The following is a 16,236-nucleotide window of genomic DNA, read 5'->3' as shown; positions in this document are numbered from 1 at the left end:
CCTCAGCGGCTGCTCAGTGCAAGGCGCACGCCGAGCGCCAGGAAAAGTGCGCCGAGGCCGCGATCGAGCCATAGCCCGATTTTTTGATTGTGTCTGAGTGCCTCGGCGAGGCGCCCTCCGAGAAGGACGAGCGGCGGCTCGACGAAGGCGGCGACGGCGATGATAAGCCCGCCATGCAGCATGAGCTGGGCCCATGCCGGCCCGGCCCCTTCGACGACGAATTGCGGCAGGAAAGCCAAGAAGAAAATCGCGACCTTCGGATTGAGCAGCGACACCAGAATCCCCTGCCGGTAGATCCTTGCGGCTGGCAGTTTTTCACCGGCAGCCTTTATCAGGCCATCGCCGCCGCCGGCGCGCAGAGCCTGGATTCCCAGCCAGACGAGATAGACGGCACCGATCCATTTAACCGCGGAGAAAGCCACGGCGGAAGCGGCCAGCACGGCGGAAAGGCCGAGCGCTGCCATCAGAACATGCAGGCAGGCACCTGACCAGACGCCGAACAGCGCGGAAAAACCGGCGCGTTTTCCACCTCTCATCGTGTGACCGAGGATGAAGGCGATGTCGGGCCCGGGTGAGAGGTTCAGCAGAACCGCGGCCGAGAGAAATGCAAACCAGTGCGCGAGCGAATAATCGAACATCTTCCACCGTTCAGGATGAGCAGAGGCAAAGGATAGGCACGGCAGGCGCTGATGGGAAAATCATTAGTTTTGATCCGTCGCGATAGCCATTATCTCAGGCACGACAATGATTCGATGAAGCAGGCGTCTGCTTCACGCGGGACCCCGGACTGAAAGAGTATTTGATGGCGAAGGCCAGGACACAATTCATCTGCCAGAATTGCGGCACGGTTCATAATCGCTGGGCCGGCAAATGCGAGAACTGCGGCGAGTGGAACACTATCGTCGAAGAAGACCCGATGGGCGGGATCGGCTCCGGTCCCGGCAAAACGCCGAAGAAGGGCCGGCCGGTGACGCTGACGGCGCTGTCGGGTGAGATCGAGGAGGCGCCGCGCATCCATACCGCCATGTCGGAGCTCGATCGGGCGCTCGGCGGCGGCTTCGTGCGGGGATCGGCGGTGCTGATCGGCGGCGATCCCGGGATCGGCAAATCGACGCTGCTGATGCAGGCGGCCGCCGCCCTTGCGCGGCGCGGCCACAAGATCATCTACGTTTCGGGCGAAGAAGCCGTGGCCCAGGTCCGGCTGCGGGCGCAGCGCCTCGCGGCGGCCGATACCGACGTGATGCTGGCGGCCGAAACCAATGTCGAGGATATTCTGGCAACGCTTGCCGAGGGCAAGCGGCCGGACCTCGTCATCATCGACTCCATCCAGACGCTGTGGAGCGAACTTGCCGAATCCGCGCCGGGAACGGTGACACAGGTGCGCACCGGCGTGCAGGCGATGATCCGTTTCGCCAAGCAGACGGGCGCCGCCATGGTGCTCGTCGGGCATGTGACCAAGGACGGGCAGATCGCCGGCCCGCGCGTCGTCGAGCACATGGTCGACGCGGTGCTCTATTTCGAGGGCGATCGCGGCCATCACTACCGCATCCTGCGCACGGTCAAGAACCGCTTCGGCCCGACCGACGAGATCGGCGTCTTCGAAATGTCGGACAAGGGACTGCGCGAGGTCGCCAATCCGTCCGAGCTCTTCCTCGGCGAGCGCAACGAAAAATCGCCCGGTGCTGCGGTCTTTGCCGGCATGGAGGGCACGCGCCCGGTATTGGTCGAAGTCCAGGCGCTGGTGGCGCCGACCTCGCTCGGCACGCCCAGGCGCGCCGTGGTCGGCTGGGATTCGGCCCGGCTGTCGATGATCCTGGCCGTGCTGGAAGCCCATTGCGGCGTCAGGCTCGGCCAGCACGACGTCTATCTCAATGTCGCCGGCGGTTACCGCATCACCGAACCGGCCGCTGATCTCGCCGTCGCCTCGGCGCTCGTTTCCTCGCTTGCCGGTATTGCCCTTCCCGCCGATTGCGTCTATTTCGGCGAAGTCAGCCTGTCGGGCGCCATCCGGCCGGTTGCGCACACCGCCCAGCGCCTCAAGGAAGCCGAGAAGCTGGGCTTTTCCGCAGCATTGCTTCCATCCGCCTCCACCGAACTGCCGAAGGGCTCCGGCGGACGCTGGAGCGAGGTCGAAAGCCTGCCGGATCTGGTTGCGCGCATCGCCGGGTCGAAGGGGGCGCTGCGTGTGGAAGACGAGGTTTGATCCTTTCATTGCCAAGATTGGTGATGATATAGGAGGCACACGATAAGGCACGACACGGCCGCCAAGCGGCAGTCCTGGAGTTGAAATTACATGCCCATTACGATTTTCGACGGTATTGTCATCGGCGTCGTGCTCTTCTCCGCCGTGCTGGCGATGGTCCGCGGCTTCTCCCGTGAGATCCTCTCGATCGCAAGCTGGGGCGGTTCGGCAGCGGCGGCCTATTACCTCTATCCGTACCTGCTGCCCTATGCGAAGAAATACACCGATGACGACCGCATCGCGATCATAGGTTCGGCAGCGGTCGTCTTCCTGATCGCGCTCATCGTCATCTCCTTCATCACCATGAAGATTGCCGATTTCATCATCGATAGCCGCGTCGGCGCGCTCGACCGCACGCTCGGCTTCCTGTTCGGGGCCGCACGCGGCGTGCTGCTGCTGGTCGTCGCCGTCGCCTTCTGGAACTGGCTGGTCGATGCCGACCACCGCCCGACCTGGGTCAACGAAGCGAAGTCGAAGCCCTTCCTGGACTCGATGGTCGTGAAGCTGAAATCGGCTCTGCCGGAACAATTTGCCCAGATGATACCGGCGAGCATCCGTGATAAGCTTCAGCCGCCGGCACAGGGCGCTGAAGGCACCAATCCGCCGACGGGCGACCAGGCGCCGGCGGAAGACGCACCGACAGCGCCTGCACAGCAGCCGGCGAATTGACACAGTGTTCAAGAGCTTGACCCGCCTTCCGGCAATTGCCATTTGAGCGGAGCATGAACTACAGCGCCGCGCGTCTTTCAGACGCGCAAAGGACGGTAGCACTTTGAATTCTGCATAATTTTATCCTTAAATCGATTCCGATTTAAGGAATTATGCAGTGGGGTCCGGCTGGGCGTTCAGCTCCGCCGGGCTTAGCTATTTCTGGAAATGCCGATCCATTCTTGTGAGAGCAGAGGCCCGCAGAAATGAACCAGTCCCATTCCTTCCCGACCGACGATCCGCTCGACGGAGATACGCTGCATGAAGAGTGCGGGGTTTTCGGAATCTTGGGGCATCCGGATGCCGCGACACTCACAGCTCTCGGTCTGCATGCGCTTCAGCATCGCGGACAGGAAGCGGCGGGCATCGTCTCCTTCGACGGCAAGCGCTTCTACCAGGAGCGCCATATGGGCCTCGTCGGCGATCACTATACCAATCCGATGACGCTCGCCCGGCTGCCCGGCAGTATGTCGATCGGTCATACGCGCTACTCGACAACAGGCGAAGTGGCCATGCGCAACGTCCAGCCGCTCTTTGCCGAACTTGAGGAAGGCGGCATCGCCATTGCCCATAACGGCAATTTCACCAACGGCCTGACGCTGCGCCGCCAGATCATCGCGACCGGCGCCATCTGTCAGTCGACCTCGGATACCGAAGTCGTCCTCCACCTCATCGCCCGCTCCCGCCACGCTTCCACATCCGACCGCTTCATCGATGCCATCCGCCAGATGGAAGGCGGCTATTCGATGCTCGCCATGACGCGCACCAAGCTGATTGCGGCGCGCGACCCCACCGGCATCCGCCCGCTTGTCATGGGCGAACTCGACGGCAAGCCGATCTTCTGCTCGGAAACCTGCGCGCTCGACATCATCGGCGCCAAGTTCGTCCGCGATGTCGAAAACGGCGAAGTCGTCATCTGCGAAATCCAGCCTGACGGCTCGATCAGCATCGATGCGCGCAAGCCCGGCAAACAGCAGCCGGAGCGCCTCTGCCTGTTCGAATATGTCTATTTCGCCCGGCCGGACTCGGTCGTCGGCGGCCGCAACGTCTATACGACCCGCAAGAATATGGGCATGAACCTCGCCAAGGAATCGCCCGTCGATGCCGACGTGGTCGTGCCGGTGCCGGATGGCGGCACGCCGGCGGCTCTCGGCTACGCACAGGAAAGCGGCATTCCCTTCGAATACGGCATCATCCGCAACCACTATGTCGGCCGAACCTTCATCGAGCCGACGCAGCAGATCCGCGCCTTCGGCGTGAAGCTGAAGCATTCGGCAAACCGGGCGATGATCGAAGGCAAGCGTGTGGTGCTGGTCGATGATTCCATCGTGCGCGGCACGACGTCTCTGAAGATCGTGCAGATGATCCGTGAGGCCGGCGCGCGCGAAGTCCATCTGCGCGTTGCCAGCCCGATGATCTTCTTCCCCGACTTTTACGGCATCGACACGCCCGATGCCGAAAAGCTCTTGGCCAACCAGTATGCCGATGTCGAAGCCATGGCCAAATATATCGGCGCGGATTCGCTTGCCTTCCTGTCGATCAACGGGCTCTACCGCGCCGTCGGCGGCGAGGACCGCAATCCCGCCCGTCCGCAGTTCACCGACCATTACTTCACCGGTGACTATCCGACCCGCCTGCTCGACAAGAACGGCGAGTCGATGGGCAACAAGCTTTCGATGCTTGCCAGCAACGGCTGAGCCGCCGCTGCTTTAACTTCCTCCCGAGGGGCTATGACGCCCCTCGCCTTCGCAAGCAAATCCGGAACCGGAGCAGATGAACATCAATCTTGAGGGCAAGATCGCGCTCGTTACCGGCGCATCGCGCGGCATTGGCTATTTCACGGCGCTTGAGCTTGCGAAAGCCGGCGCCCATGTGATCGCCTGCGCCCGCACGGTCGGCGGGCTCGAGGATCTCGACGACGCGATCAAGGCGGTCGGCGGCACGGCGACGCTGGTGCCCTTTGACCTGGCCGACATGAGCGCGATCGACGCCCTCGGCGGCTCGATCTTCGAACGCTGGGGCAAGCTCGACATCCTCGTCGCCAATGCCGGCGTGCTCGGCGTCATTTCGCCGATCGGCCATATCGAGGCGAAGGTGTTCGAAAAGGTCATGACCATCAACGTCACCGCGACCTGGCGGCTGATCCGCTCGGTCGATCCGCTGCTTGCCCGCTCGGATGCTGGTCGCGCCGTCATCCTGTCCTCCGGGGCTGCGCACAAGTGCCGTCCCTTCTGGGGCGCCTATTCCGCTTCCAAGGCCGCCGTCGAGGCGCTGGCGCGCACCTGGGCCGGCGAGAGCCAGTCAACGCCATTGCGCATCACCAGCGTCGATCCCGGCGCGACCCGCACGGCGATGCGGGCGCAGGCCGTGCCCGGCGAAGATCCGCAGACGCTGCCGCATCCTTCCGAGGTCGCCAAGGCGATCCTGCCGCTGCTGGGCCCCGGCGTGACCGAGACGGGCAAGCTGTTCATCGTGCGGGAAAACAAGCTCGTCGATTACCGCCTGCCGGAATAGGCCGGACGTCTCACCTCGCCGCAACGGCCGGGAAGAGACGCGTCAAGCCCGTTTCCGACGGGCATAGCGCATTGAGGTCCACCGCTCCCTGAATGCCGTCGACAGTGCCGTTGTCGGCAAATTGCCAGATCGACCAATGACTGCATCCTTCCTGCGCCGGTTCCTGGAACACGCTTCGCAGCCAGAGGTAATGCTCGGGGAAGCGGGCTTCATTGCCTTTCAGATACTGATCGTAGAACTCCCGAGTGACGTAGAAAATCGGCTTTTCCGGAAAGGTGCCTTTCAACTCGGTGAAAAAGGCGTTCACCTCAGTCGCCATTTCCTCGAGCGTCGGCACCTTGTTGCAATTGCCGACAAATTCCAGGTCGACTGTGATGGGCAGGGTTCCCGGCAGCTTCGGCACGGTCGCCAGGACATTCTGCGCCTGATCCCTGCCAGCGCGGCAGAAGGTGAAGAAATGATAGGCGCCCCTGACCAGTCCAGCATCGCCGGCGCGCTGCCAGTTGTCAGCAAACTTGGAATCTCGGTGATCGCCGCCTTCGGTCGCCTTCATCATCGCGAAGCGAACATTCGGTTGCGAGGCAACTGTCTTCCAGTCGATATCGCCCTGGTGATGGCTGACATCAATGCCTTGGATCGGATAGCGGCTCAAGGATGGATTGTTGAAGCGAAGCATGCCGAAATCGTATGCGAAATATGCGGCGGATGCGACTGCCAGAATTACAGTCGCTCCAATCGTCCATCGGCCCAGTCTTCTCACGCATTTCCCCCTATTTTCAATAGCCTCCTACTTGGCTATTCGCGATTTGTGCCGCGAAAATGGCGGCCGAACCGTACCGCCGGATCGTTCCTCGCCCCTCTTGACCAAATGCCATTCCCACGCCATAAATCGCGCCATGAAAACGGTTACCTGCATTGTCTGCCGGAAGATTATTCGCTAGCGCCAGCGCTGGCCCGGCCGTTTTCGTCTCCCAAATAGTCAAGATGCGAAACGCCCCGGCCCGCCGGTCGCGATATTTGTCTGATCGTGCATTTGGGAGAATGGAATGGACGCGACGCCGGAACTGAAGCTGTACAACACGCTGACGCGGGAGAAATCGGTGTTTTCGCCGATCGATGCCGACAATGTCCGCATGTATGTCTGCGGCCCGACCGTCTATGATTTCGCCCATATCGGCAATGCCCGGCCGGTCATCATCTTCGACGTGCTGTTCCGGCTGCTGCGCCATATCTATGGCCAAGATCATGTCACCTATGCCCGCAACATCACCGACGTCGACGACAAGATCAATGCGCGGGCGCTGAGAGATCATCCGGGCCTGCCGCTCAACGATGCGATCCGCGCCGTCACCGAAAAGACCGAGACGCAGTTTCACGCCGATGTCGCCGAGCTCGGCTGCCTGGAGCCGAATGTCGAGCCGCGCGCCACCGACAATATCGCCGAGATGACCGAGATCATCGACAAGCTGATCGGCAACGGTCATGCCTATGTCGCAGCCGGCGAAGTGCTGTTCGACACCAAATCCATGGCGGATTACGGCCAGCTTTCGAAACGCCCGCTCGACGAGCAGCAGGCCGGCGCCCGCGTCGCCGTCGATGTGCACAAGAAGAACCCGGGCGATTTCGTGCTCTGGAAACTGTCGAGCCACAACGAACCCGGCTGGGAGAGCCCTTGGGGCCGCGGCCGGCCGGGCTGGCATATCGAGTGCTCGGCGATGAGCCGGCGTTATCTCGGCGATGTCTTCGACATTCACGGCGGCGGGCTTGACCTGATCTTCCCGCACCACGAAAACGAGATCGCCCAGTCGCGCTGCGCCCACGGCACCGAGGTGATGGCAAACGTCTGGATGCATAACGGCTTCGTACAGGTCGAAGGCCGCAAGATGTCGAAATCCGAGGGCAATTTCGTCACCATCCACGATCTGCTGCACACACAGATTTTCGGCGGCCGCAAATGGCCGGGCGAAGTGCTGCGCCTTGCCATGCTGATGACGCATTATCGCGAGCCGATCGATTTCTCGATCAAGCGGCTGGAAGAGGCCGAACGCCTGCTCGCCAAATGGCCGGCGACGGAAGCCGGCGATGCAAAGCCCGACGACAGCGTGCTGAACGCGCTGGCGGACGACCTCAACACGGTTGCGGCGGTGCAGGCATTGCATGCGCTGGCACAGGCCGCCCACACGGATGCCGCGGCGGGCGCCACCTTTGCCGCAACGGCTGCCCTCCTCGGCCTGCTGCCGAAGAAGGCCGAAATCGACGACGCTCTCGCAGCGGCGGTCGATGCGCTGGTCGCAATGCGTCTTGAAATGCTGAAGGCGAAGAACTTCGCCGAAGCCGACAAGATTCGCGACGAGCTGACGGCAAAGGGCATTCAGCTGAAGGACGGCAAGGATGCCGCAACCGGCGAGCGGGTGACGACGTGGGAGGTCAAGCGGTGAGAGTGGTGTGTTGGGTCAAAACCCCTCCCCAACCCCTCCCCACAAGGGGGAGGGGCTACGGTGCGGCACTGCTCCGAAGCGACTTCACCGCAATTGCAAGTATTCCAAGCGGAAATGAAGGCGGCGCCACGAGAGAGCCCTCCCCCTTGTGGGGAGGGTTGGGAGGGGTCTTGGCGCCCAGCCTGGAATCCCGGTGGAGGAATCTGCCATGACCACCTACACCGGCGGCTGCCAATGTGGGGCGATCCGGTTTCGGGCGCGGGGGACACCGGCGGATTCGTCGATCTGTCATTGCCGCATGTGCCAGAAGGCGTTCGGGGCCTATTATGCACCGCTGGTTTCCGTGCGCGGGATGGAGTTCGAATGGACCAGGGGGCAGCGCAAGTCCTTCCGCTCATCGAATTTCGTCGAGCGCGGTTTCTGCGGTGACTGCGGCACGCCGCTGACCTATGAGGCGCCGGATGGAATGGCGGTTGCCGCGGGCGCATTCGACGATCCGTCGTTGCTTCCGCCGACCATCCAATGGGGTGTCGAAGGCAAGATCGGCTTCGTCGACCACCTGCATGAGCTGCCCGCAGAGCGAACCGAGGCGGATCTCACGGCAGGTTCGTTCCTGCACGAACTGGTTTCCTATCAGCACCCCGACCACGATACGCCAGTCTGGCCACCGGAGGATCGCGCATGACGAAAACGGCAGGGCATACCGGCGGATGCCAGTGCGGCGCGGTTCGTTATCGCGCCCGCGGCGAACTCGGCTATCCCCATATCTGCCATTGCCGCATGTGCCAGAAGGCGGCCGGCAATTATTTCCTACCGCTTGCTGCGGCCAAGCTTGAGGATTTCGAGCTGACGCGTGGGGAGCCCAAATGGTTCCGCTCGTCCGATCTCGTGCGGCGCGGCTTTTGCGGCGATTGCGGCACGCCGCTGTTTTACGATATTCCGGAGACGGATTTCATCAACATCGCGCTCGGCTCGCTGGATGATCCCGATGCAGTCAAACCGGTGATGCAGTCGAATACAGGCCGCAAGATGTCCTGGTTTCACGCGATCGACTGCCTGCCGCTGGAACCGGAGCCAGACACGTCCGACCGCGAAGATGCGATCGCTGCAAGCAATCATCAGCATCCCGACCATGATACGAAAAGCTGGCCCCCCGGAGAAACCCTATGACGGATAAAATCAGAACAGGCGGATGCCAGTGCGGCGCCGTGCGCTTCCGCATATCAGGCGCACTCGGGCGGCCCTCGATCTGCCATTGCCGCATGTGCCAGAAGCAGTTCGGCGGCTTCTTCTCCGCGCTCGTCACCGCGCCTGAGGAGGGGATGGAATGGACGCGCGGCGAGCCGAGCTATTTCCAGTCCTCGGTCAATATCGAGCGCGGCTTCTGCAGCAATTGCGGCACGCCGATGACCTATCGCCATCCGGGCGGGCTGGAGCTTGCGATCGGCACCTTCGACGACCGCAGCGATCTCGCACCGCAGGTCCAGGTGAATTACGATGCCCGCCTGCCCTGGGTCGAGGAGATCTTCGCAGCACCTGTTCATAAGGACCCGGATTTCTACGCCCGGCAGGAGGCGATCATCTCCTTCCAGCATCCCGACCACGATACATCAGTCTGGCCCGCGAAAGGCGTGAAGATATGACCGAGAGACTGCGCACGCTCTATCCCGAAATCGAACCCTATGCCTCAGGCCGTCTCGATGTCGGCGACGGCCATGTGATCTATTGGGAGCGCTCGGGAACGCCGGGCGCCAAGCCGGCCGTCTTCCTGCATGGCGGCCCCGGCGGCGGCTTCTCGCCCACCCATCGCCGGCTTTTCGATCCCGCCCTCTACGACGTCATGCTGTTCGACCAGCGCGGCTGCGGCAGGTCGACGCCGCATGCGGATCTCAACGCCAACACGACCTGGCACCTCGTCGCCGATATCGAGCGGCTGCGGGAAATGGCTGGCGTCGACAGCTGGCAAGTGTTCGGCGGTTCCTGGGGTTCGACGCTGGCGCTCGCCTATGCCGAGGCGCATCCGCAACGCGTCTCCGAACTCATTCTGCGCGGCATCTATACGCTGACCAAGGCCGAGCTCGACTGGTACTATCAGTTCGGCGTCTCGGAAATGTTCCCGGATAAATGGGAGCGCTTCATCGCTCCCATTCCGCCGGAGGAGCGACATGAGATGATGCATGCCTATCATCGCCGCCTGACGCATGAGGATCGGTCCGTGCGCCTTGCAGCCGCACAGGCCTGGAGCATCTGGGAAGGCGAAACGATCACGCTGCTGCCCGAACCTTCGACAAGCGGCAAGTTCGAGGAGGCGGAATTCGCCTATGCTTTCGCCCGCATCGAGAACCATTTCTTCGTCAATGCCGGCTGGATGGACGAGGGCCAATTGATCCGCGATGCCGTCAAGCTCAAGGATATTCCCGGTGTCATCGTGCATGGCCGCTACGACATGCCCTGCCCGGCAAAATATGCCTGGCTCTTGCACAAGGCCTGGCCGAAGGCGGAATTCCACCTGATTGAGGGTGCGGGCCATGCCTATTCGGAGCCCGGAATTCTCGATCGGCTGATCCGGGCGACGGATGGATTTGCCGGGAAACCGGACTGAAAATTCGGGGACAGCCCCTCACCCTAGCCCTCTCCCCGCGCGCGGGGAGAGGGGACGTGTCCTGCGCCGGATGAGGGGCAGCATTCGCATTCCAACAACACCCGCTCGCCGGGAGGAAACGACATGAAAGAACGCATCTACCTCTTCGACACGACGCTCCGGGACGGGCAGCAGACGCCCGGCATCGATTTTTCCGTCGAGGACAAGATTGCGATCGCCGCGATGCTCGACGAATTCGGCATCGATTACGTCGAGGGCGGATATCCCGGCGCCAATCCGACCGATACCGCCTTTTTCAGCGAGAAGCGTACCAGCCAGGCCCGCTTCGTCGCCTTCGGCATGACGAAGCGGGCGGGCGTTTCGGTTTCCAACGACCCCGGTCTTGCCGGGCTGCTGCAGGCGAAAAGCGACGCCATCTGTTTCGTCGCCAAGAGCTGGGATTATCATGTCGCGGTGGCGCTCGGCTGCACCAATGAAGAAAACCTCGAAAGCATCGCCGAAAGCGTCAAGGCGGCGGTCGGCGCCGGCAAGGAGGCGATCGTCGATTGCGAGCATTTCTTCGACGGTTTCAAGGCCAATCCGGCCTATGCGCTGGCTTGCGCGAAAACCGCCTATGAAAGCGGCGCCCACTGGATCGTGCTCTGCGACACCAATGGCGGCACGCAGCCGCCGGAGGTGCGCGCGATCGTCGAGGCGGTGATCGCTTCAGGTGTTCCCGGCCGCTGTCTCGGCATCCATGCCCATAACGACACCGGCCAAGCGGTCGCCAATTCACTCGCCGCAGTCGAAGCCGGCGTCCGGCAGATCCAGGGCACGCTGAACGGCATCGGCGAGCGCTGCGGCAACGCCAATCTGGTGACGCTGATCCCGACGTTGGCGCTGAAAAGCGCTTACAACACACGCTTCGAAACGGCGATCGACGAGGAGCGGCTGCTCAACCTCACCCGGCTCTCGCATGCCTTCGACGAGTTGCTCAACCGCTCGCCCGATCACCAGCTGCCCTATGTCGGCGCTTCCGCCTTCGCCACCAAGGCCGGCATCCATGCTTCGGCGCTGATCAAGGACCCGCGCACCTATGAACACGTGCCGCCTGAGAGCGTCGGCAATTTCCGCAAGGTCATGGTGTCAGACCAAGGAGGCAAGGCGAACTTCATCAATGCGCTGAAGCGACGCGGCATTACCGTCGCCAAGGACGATCCGAAGCTCGACCTGCTGATGTCTATCGTCAAGGAACACGAGTCCATCGGCTATGCCTATGAGGGCGCCGATGCGAGCTTCGAATTGCTGGCGCACCGCACGCTCGGCACTATCCCGGAATTCTTCACCATCGAAGGCTTCCGGGTGATGGTCGAGCGCCGCTTCGATAGTCTTGGCCGTGTGAAGATCGTGTCCGAAGCAGTGGTCAAGATCACCATCGACGGCCAGACGCTGATGTCGGTTGCCGATGCCGAGGGCCCGGTCAACGCGCTCGATCTGGCGCTGCGCAAGGATTTCGGAAAGTATCAGCATGAAATCGACGATCTCGTGCTCGCCGATTTCAAAGTGCGTATCCTCAATGGCGGCACGGAGGCAATCACGCGCGTACTGATCGAATCCACCGACAGCGACGGCGTGCGCTGGTGGACGGTCGGCGTTTCGGAGAACATCATTGACGCGTCGTTCCAGGCGCTAATGGATTCCGTAATCTACAAGCTGATGAAGAACCGGCAGTTGGCGGGAAAGATCGCGGCGGAATAAGTTATTCCGCTCGGTCCTGCCAGAAGGCGATGCCGGCTTTGGCCGCCATCATCCGTCCCTTGCCCCGTTTCCGCTTCAAATCCTCACCCTTCATTCAAAGAAATGAATTGGCCTATTCACGGCGCTTAAGCTAGGCCGGATCAGAAGAAGAACAAAGATGGAAACACCCGATGTCGACCGATGCATCCGTTTCTTTGGCCAAGAACGAAGACAGTCCGCGCGGCTTCGCCTTCGCGCTGACTGCCTATCTGCTCTGGGGCTTCCTGCCGATCTACATGAAGGCGGTGGCGCATATTTCGCCGGCCGAGGTGATCGCCCACCGCATCGTCTGGTCGCTGCCGCTCGCCGGCATCGTGCTGATCCTGCTTGGACGCACGAGCGATATCGCCACGGCGCTACGCTCGCCGCGCATGCTGGCGATGGCAGCGCTGACGGCGTCGCTGATCACCGTCAACTGGGGCACCTATGTCTGGGCGATCGGCGCCGGCCATTCGCTCGACGCAGCACTCGGTTATTTCATCAATCCGCTGTTCAGCATCTTCCTCGGCGCGGTACTGCTGAAGGAGAAGCTGCAGCCGCTGCAGATTGCGGCGATCGCACTGGCAGCGCTTGCCGTTGCCATTCTCGCCTTCGATAGCGGCGGCATTCCGTGGGTGGCGCTGACGCTGGCCATCAGCTGGGGTTTCTATGCGTTACTGCGCAAGACGCTGCCGCTCGGGCCGAACCAGGGTTTTTTCCTCGAAGTGCTGATCCTCAGCGGGCCTGCCCTCCTCTATATCCTCTATCTCGAATTCGGCAGCGGCCAGGGCCATCTCTACCGCACCGGCCTTGCCGACACGACGCTGCTGCTCGGCTGCGGCGTCATTACCGCCGTGCCGCTGATGATCTATGCCAACGGCGCCAAGCTCCTAAAACTGTCGACGATCGGCATCATGCAGTATATCGCGCCGACGATGATCTTCCTGATCGCGGTGTTTGTCTTTCACGAACCGCTCGGCACGGCGCGCATGATCGCCTTCCCGCTAATCTGGGCGGGGCTGTTCCTCTATAGCTGGTCGATGCTGAAGGGAAGCCGCGGGCGCTGAACCCGCGCGCGCAGGAGACGCCCGCCGTCCGTCCACCTACATCTTCGAAATCACCTCATCCTCGCCGTCACGATCGGCGGCGAGCTGGGCGGCCTGGGCCATGATCGCCGGAATGATGCCGGAGATCTCGTCGACGACGAGCGGCTGCACGCGGTGGGCGGTGTGCAGGAAGCCTTCATCGGTCATATGGCGCATCAGTTCCATCATCGGATCCCAGAACCCGTTGATATTGGCAAAGACCATCGGCTTTTCGTGGCGGCCGAGCTGCGCCCAGGTCATGATCTCGACGATCTCTTCCAGTGTGCCGATGCCGCCGGGCAGCGCGACGAAAGCGTCGGAACGCTCGAACATCGTGTGTTTGCGCGCATGCATGTCAGGGGTTACAATAAGTTCGTTGAGCTGACCGAGCGAGTGGCGAGTCGCTTCCATATCGATCAGGAATTCGGGAATTATGCCGGTGACCTGACCGCCGCCTGAAAGCACCCCGCTTGCAACCGCGCCCATGATGCCTTTGGTGCCCCCGCCATAGACGAGGCGCAGGCCGTATTCGGCGATCTCTCTTCCGAGAGCACGCCCGGCCGCCATGTGAGAGGGATCGCGTCCCGGCCTTGAGCCGCAGTAAACGCAGATGGATCGAATCGATACAGATTGGTCGGTCATGGAGGCGAAACAACTATTCCATTTCAATGCAGTCAAGAAAATTGACTGAAAAGCAGCGTGTCTAGCTTGCCTAATTGCTTTGAATGCTTGTGAAAAGCAACGGGAATCGCTAGCAATTTTGGTTACTACGGCAAATTGCCGCCTTGGGAGACATAATGATGAAGAACCGTGCCGGCTTGCTGGCCCTTGCAGTGCTCGTAATCGCAATCCTACTGATGGTGTTTTTCGTCATGCCGCGTATCGGCGGCGATGCCAACAAAGTCGGCGATGCCATAAACCAGGCCAGCACGGACCTCAAGAACACGGTTAACGAGTCGGCAAAGACATCACGCTCCGCCGTGGCCGACTCGGCTGCGGTCGCCGAAAAGGTGGGCCGCCTCTCCGCCGACGCCGGCACTTCGCTTAGCGAACTTAGGACACTGTTTGCCGACGGCAAGGGGCCGGCCGCAGATGCGCTCACCGCCTCCAAAACCAAAGCGGTCGGTGCGCTGAAGGCGCTTGCCGATTTCACCATCCCCGATGGCCTCGATCCCGCGACCCAGGCTCTCGCCGCCAAGGCTAGCGATGGCGCGGCAAAGGCGCTCGCCATCGTGCAATCGCTGCCTGACAATGTCGCCGATGCGCTGGCCGCGATCGCCAAGGCCGAAGTTGCGCTGACCGGAGGAGCGCCCGCATCTGCCGCCGCTGCGGCGAATGCGGCAGCGGAGAACAGCGGGCCAAAGCTTCCGGCTTTCGACGTGCTGCGCGTCGAACCCGACGGCTCGACCGTGATTGCCGGCTCGGCCGAACCGAACGGCAAGCTCGAAGTGCTTGACGGCGAGAAGGTGGTGACCACTGCCGATGTCGATGCGAGCGGCGATTTCGCCGCCGTGCTTGACGATCCGCTGCCGGCGGGCGACCACCAGCTGGTACTCAAGTTCACCGGCAAGGACGGCAAGAGCACACTTTCCGAAGAAGTCGCGACCATTTCCGTGCCGAAGGACGGTAACGGCGCCAATCTGCTCGCCATGGTCTCCAAACCCGGCGCGGCAAGCCGCATCATCACCGCGCCCAAGGCCGGTACCGAAGTCGCCGATGCCTCCAACCCGATGGCGCCGGCTGGCGACAAGCCGGCAGCGGGCGAAAGCTTGGCTGCACCTGGTGCAATAGTTGCGCCAACCGGCGAACTGGCACTGCAGACGCCTAATCTCACTGCCGCCGCCTCCAGTGTGGCCACTGCACCGGCCATTCCCGGCGGCGCAGAACCCGACAAGTCGAATGCGCCCGATGTGATGGTCAATGCCGTCGAGATCGAAGGCAACAAGATCTTCATCGCCGGCACGACGCGCGCCCACGCCAAGGTCCTCGGTTATGCCGACGACAGCCTTGTCGGCCAGGACACGGCGGGTTCTGATGGCCATTTCATTATCGACGGCGTGGTGGCGCTCTCGGTGGGCGACCACAAGATCCGCGTCGATGTCGTCGATCCCGCCGGCAAGGTGATCGTGCGCGCCGCGGTGAATTTCAATCGCCCGGCCGGCGATCAGGTCAGGGTCGCCGCGCAATCCGTCCCCGCCGACGCGAACGGTGCCTCCTCGATGGTGCCGCTCGACGAAGGCGAACTCGGCAAGCGCAAGGCCGAAGCCGGCAAGGCCTTCGGCCTGCTGAAGGGATTGTTTGCCGACGGCAAGCTGCCCGGCGTCGAACAGCTTGCGGCGGCGCGCTCGGCAACGGAATTCGCGTTGCGCTCACTCGCCGACTTCCGCCCGGCGGTAGACGCGCCCGATACCTTCAAGCAGGCATCCGGCTCCGCCTCCCAGACCGCGACCAACGCGTTGACAGTGCTGCAGGGTCTGCCGACGGATGCAAAATCCGTCGGCGCAGCACTCGAGAAGCTCGGCGCTATGATCGCCGAACTCTCGCCATCCCCCGCCCCGGCTGCGCCCGCGGCCACGGCACCGGCCGTAAACGAGGCTGTCGGCAACCAGCCGAAGACGATCGAACAGGCGCCACTGACGGCAAATAACGCGGCGGTGATCATTCGCCGCGGCGACACGCTGTGGCAGATCTCTCGCCGTACCTATGGCCTCGGCGTTCGCTACACGACGATCTACATCGCCAACGAGGACAAGATCATCGATCCGGATCGCATCCGCCCCGGCCAGATCTTCGGCCTGCCAAAGGATGCGTTGCCGAACGCCGAAGAACTGCACCGCAAGCGCATGTCCCACCAGCGTCTCTAAGCGCCAAACAACATGACGAGGCCGGGCG

At 62.3% G+C, this 16,236-nt stretch carries 15 protein-coding genes; 12 read left to right on the top strand and 3 right to left on the bottom strand.

The window, feature by feature from the left end; genetic code table 11:
* Positions 1–2: 2 nt before the first annotated feature.
* Positions 3–638 (bottom strand): LysE family translocator, encoded by a 636-nt coding sequence (locus ATY29_RS15475; protein WP_003574191.1) that lies wholly within the window; start codon positions 636–638, stop codon positions 3–5.
* 164 nt (positions 639–802) lie between these two features.
* Between ATY29_RS15475 and radA the strand changes: the two genes are divergently transcribed.
* The 4 genes from radA to ATY29_RS15455 all read left to right on the top strand — a co-directional run bounded on the left by radA (position 803) and on the right by ATY29_RS15455 (position 5,464).
* The gene (radA, locus tag ATY29_RS15470) at positions 803–2,203 is read left to right on the top strand and encodes a DNA repair protein RadA (protein ID WP_025415795.1); all 1,401 of its coding nucleotides are present in this window, start codon (positions 803–805) and stop codon (positions 2,201–2,203) included.
* Between the two features lie 90 nt (positions 2,204–2,293).
* Positions 2,294–2,911: a CvpA family protein gene (locus ATY29_RS15465; protein ID WP_003574193.1), complete on the top strand. Its 618-nt coding sequence runs from the start codon at positions 2,294–2,296 to the stop codon at positions 2,909–2,911.
* Between the two features lie 245 nt (positions 2,912–3,156).
* A complete protein-coding gene (gene purF / locus ATY29_RS15460; RefSeq protein WP_025415794.1) occupies positions 3,157–4,647 on the top strand; it encodes an amidophosphoribosyltransferase in 1,491 nt (496 codons plus the stop codon).
* 76 nt (positions 4,648–4,723) lie between these two features.
* Entirely contained in the window at positions 4,724–5,464 is a 741-nt protein-coding gene (locus ATY29_RS15455) for an SDR family NAD(P)-dependent oxidoreductase (protein WP_003574196.1), read from the top strand.
* Positions 5,465–5,474: 10 nt separating this feature from the next.
* On the opposite strand, the gene ATY29_RS15450 is transcribed toward ATY29_RS15455, so the two are convergent.
* Entirely contained in the window at positions 5,475–6,224 is a 750-nt protein-coding gene (locus ATY29_RS15450) for a glycoside hydrolase family 25 protein (protein ID WP_025415792.1), read from the bottom strand.
* A gap of 286 nt (positions 6,225–6,510) precedes the next feature.
* On the opposite strand from ATY29_RS15450, the gene cysS reads away from it, so the two are divergent.
* From cysS to rarD, 7 genes are all read left to right on the top strand, one after another.
* The gene (cysS, locus tag ATY29_RS15445) at positions 6,511–7,902 is read left to right on the top strand and encodes a cysteine--tRNA ligase (protein ID WP_025415791.1); all 1,392 of its coding nucleotides are present in this window, start codon (positions 6,511–6,513) and stop codon (positions 7,900–7,902) included.
* 208 nt (positions 7,903–8,110) lie between these two features.
* Entirely contained in the window at positions 8,111–8,587 is a 477-nt protein-coding gene (locus tag ATY29_RS15435) for a GFA family protein (protein ID WP_025415790.1), read from the top strand.
* On the top strand, positions 8,584–9,072 hold the full coding sequence (locus tag ATY29_RS15430) for a GFA family protein (RefSeq protein WP_003574201.1): 489 nt from the start codon (positions 8,584–8,586) through the stop codon (positions 9,070–9,072). The genes ATY29_RS15435 and ATY29_RS15430 overlap by 4 nt, the downstream gene beginning before the upstream one ends.
* Positions 9,069–9,545: a GFA family protein gene (locus tag ATY29_RS15425; RefSeq protein WP_025415789.1), complete on the top strand. Its 477-nt coding sequence runs from the start codon at positions 9,069–9,071 to the stop codon at positions 9,543–9,545. The genes ATY29_RS15430 and ATY29_RS15425 overlap by 4 nt, the downstream gene beginning before the upstream one ends.
* A complete protein-coding gene (gene pip, locus ATY29_RS15420) occupies positions 9,542–10,504 on the top strand; it encodes a prolyl aminopeptidase (RefSeq protein ID WP_003574203.1) in 963 nt (320 codons plus the stop codon). Before ATY29_RS15425 ends, pip begins: the two co-directional genes overlap by 4 nt.
* A gap of 123 nt (positions 10,505–10,627) precedes the next feature.
* Entirely contained in the window at positions 10,628–12,241 is a 1,614-nt protein-coding gene (cimA, locus tag ATY29_RS15415) for a citramalate synthase (protein WP_097536819.1), read from the top strand.
* 170 nt (positions 12,242–12,411) lie between these two features.
* On the top strand, positions 12,412–13,326 hold the full coding sequence (gene rarD / locus ATY29_RS15410; protein WP_025415787.1) for an EamA family transporter RarD: 915 nt from the start codon (positions 12,412–12,414) through the stop codon (positions 13,324–13,326).
* Between the two features lie 36 nt (positions 13,327–13,362).
* Here the strand turns inward: rarD and ATY29_RS15405 are convergent, their stop codons facing one another.
* A complete protein-coding gene (locus ATY29_RS15405; RefSeq protein ID WP_003574211.1) occupies positions 13,363–13,986 on the bottom strand; it encodes an LOG family protein in 624 nt (207 codons plus the stop codon).
* A gap of 155 nt (positions 13,987–14,141) precedes the next feature.
* Here ATY29_RS15405 and ATY29_RS15400 point away from each other — a divergent pair, with 155 nt between their 5' ends.
* On the top strand, positions 14,142–16,208 hold the full coding sequence (locus tag ATY29_RS15400) for a LysM peptidoglycan-binding domain-containing protein (protein ID WP_097536818.1): 2,067 nt from the start codon (positions 14,142–14,144) through the stop codon (positions 16,206–16,208).
* Positions 16,209–16,236 lie beyond the last annotated feature (28 nt).

Origin of the sequence: Rhizobium hidalgonense, from assembly GCF_002914525.1 — a bacterium.
Classification (GTDB): domain Bacteria; phylum Pseudomonadota; class Alphaproteobacteria; order Rhizobiales; family Rhizobiaceae; genus Rhizobium; species Rhizobium hidalgonense.
The sequence above is the reverse complement of the archived record's forward strand: the minus strand, read 5'-3'. Positions and strand labels throughout refer to the sequence as shown.

Coding starts and splice junctions, on each gene's coding strand:
- ATY29_RS15430 (WP_003574201.1), top strand. CDS start 8,584: ATGACGAAAACGGCAGGGCATACCGGCGGATGCCAGTGCGGCGCGGTT.
- radA (WP_025415795.1), top strand. CDS start 803: ATGGCGAAGGCCAGGACACAATTCATCTGCCAGAATTGCGGCACGGTT.
- ATY29_RS15435 (WP_025415790.1), top strand. CDS start 8,111: ATGACCACCTACACCGGCGGCTGCCAATGTGGGGCGATCCGGTTTCGG.
- ATY29_RS15400 (WP_097536818.1), top strand. CDS start 14,142: ATGATGAAGAACCGTGCCGGCTTGCTGGCCCTTGCAGTGCTCGTAATC.
- ATY29_RS15465 (WP_003574193.1), top strand. CDS start 2,294: ATGCCCATTACGATTTTCGACGGTATTGTCATCGGCGTCGTGCTCTTC.
- ATY29_RS15405 (WP_003574211.1), bottom strand. CDS start 13,986: ATGACCGACCAATCTGTATCGATTCGATCCATCTGCGTTTACTGCGGC.
- rarD (WP_025415787.1), top strand. CDS start 12,412: ATGTCGACCGATGCATCCGTTTCTTTGGCCAAGAACGAAGACAGTCCG.
- pip (WP_003574203.1), top strand. CDS start 9,542: ATGACCGAGAGACTGCGCACGCTCTATCCCGAAATCGAACCCTATGCC.
- cysS (WP_025415791.1), top strand. CDS start 6,511: ATGGACGCGACGCCGGAACTGAAGCTGTACAACACGCTGACGCGGGAG.
- purF (WP_025415794.1), top strand. CDS start 3,157: ATGAACCAGTCCCATTCCTTCCCGACCGACGATCCGCTCGACGGAGAT.
- ATY29_RS15425 (WP_025415789.1), top strand. CDS start 9,069: ATGACGGATAAAATCAGAACAGGCGGATGCCAGTGCGGCGCCGTGCGC.
- ATY29_RS15455 (WP_003574196.1), top strand. CDS start 4,724: ATGAACATCAATCTTGAGGGCAAGATCGCGCTCGTTACCGGCGCATCG.
- cimA (WP_097536819.1), top strand. CDS start 10,628: ATGAAAGAACGCATCTACCTCTTCGACACGACGCTCCGGGACGGGCAG.
- ATY29_RS15475 (WP_003574191.1), bottom strand. CDS start 638: ATGTTCGATTATTCGCTCGCGCACTGGTTTGCATTTCTCTCGGCCGCG.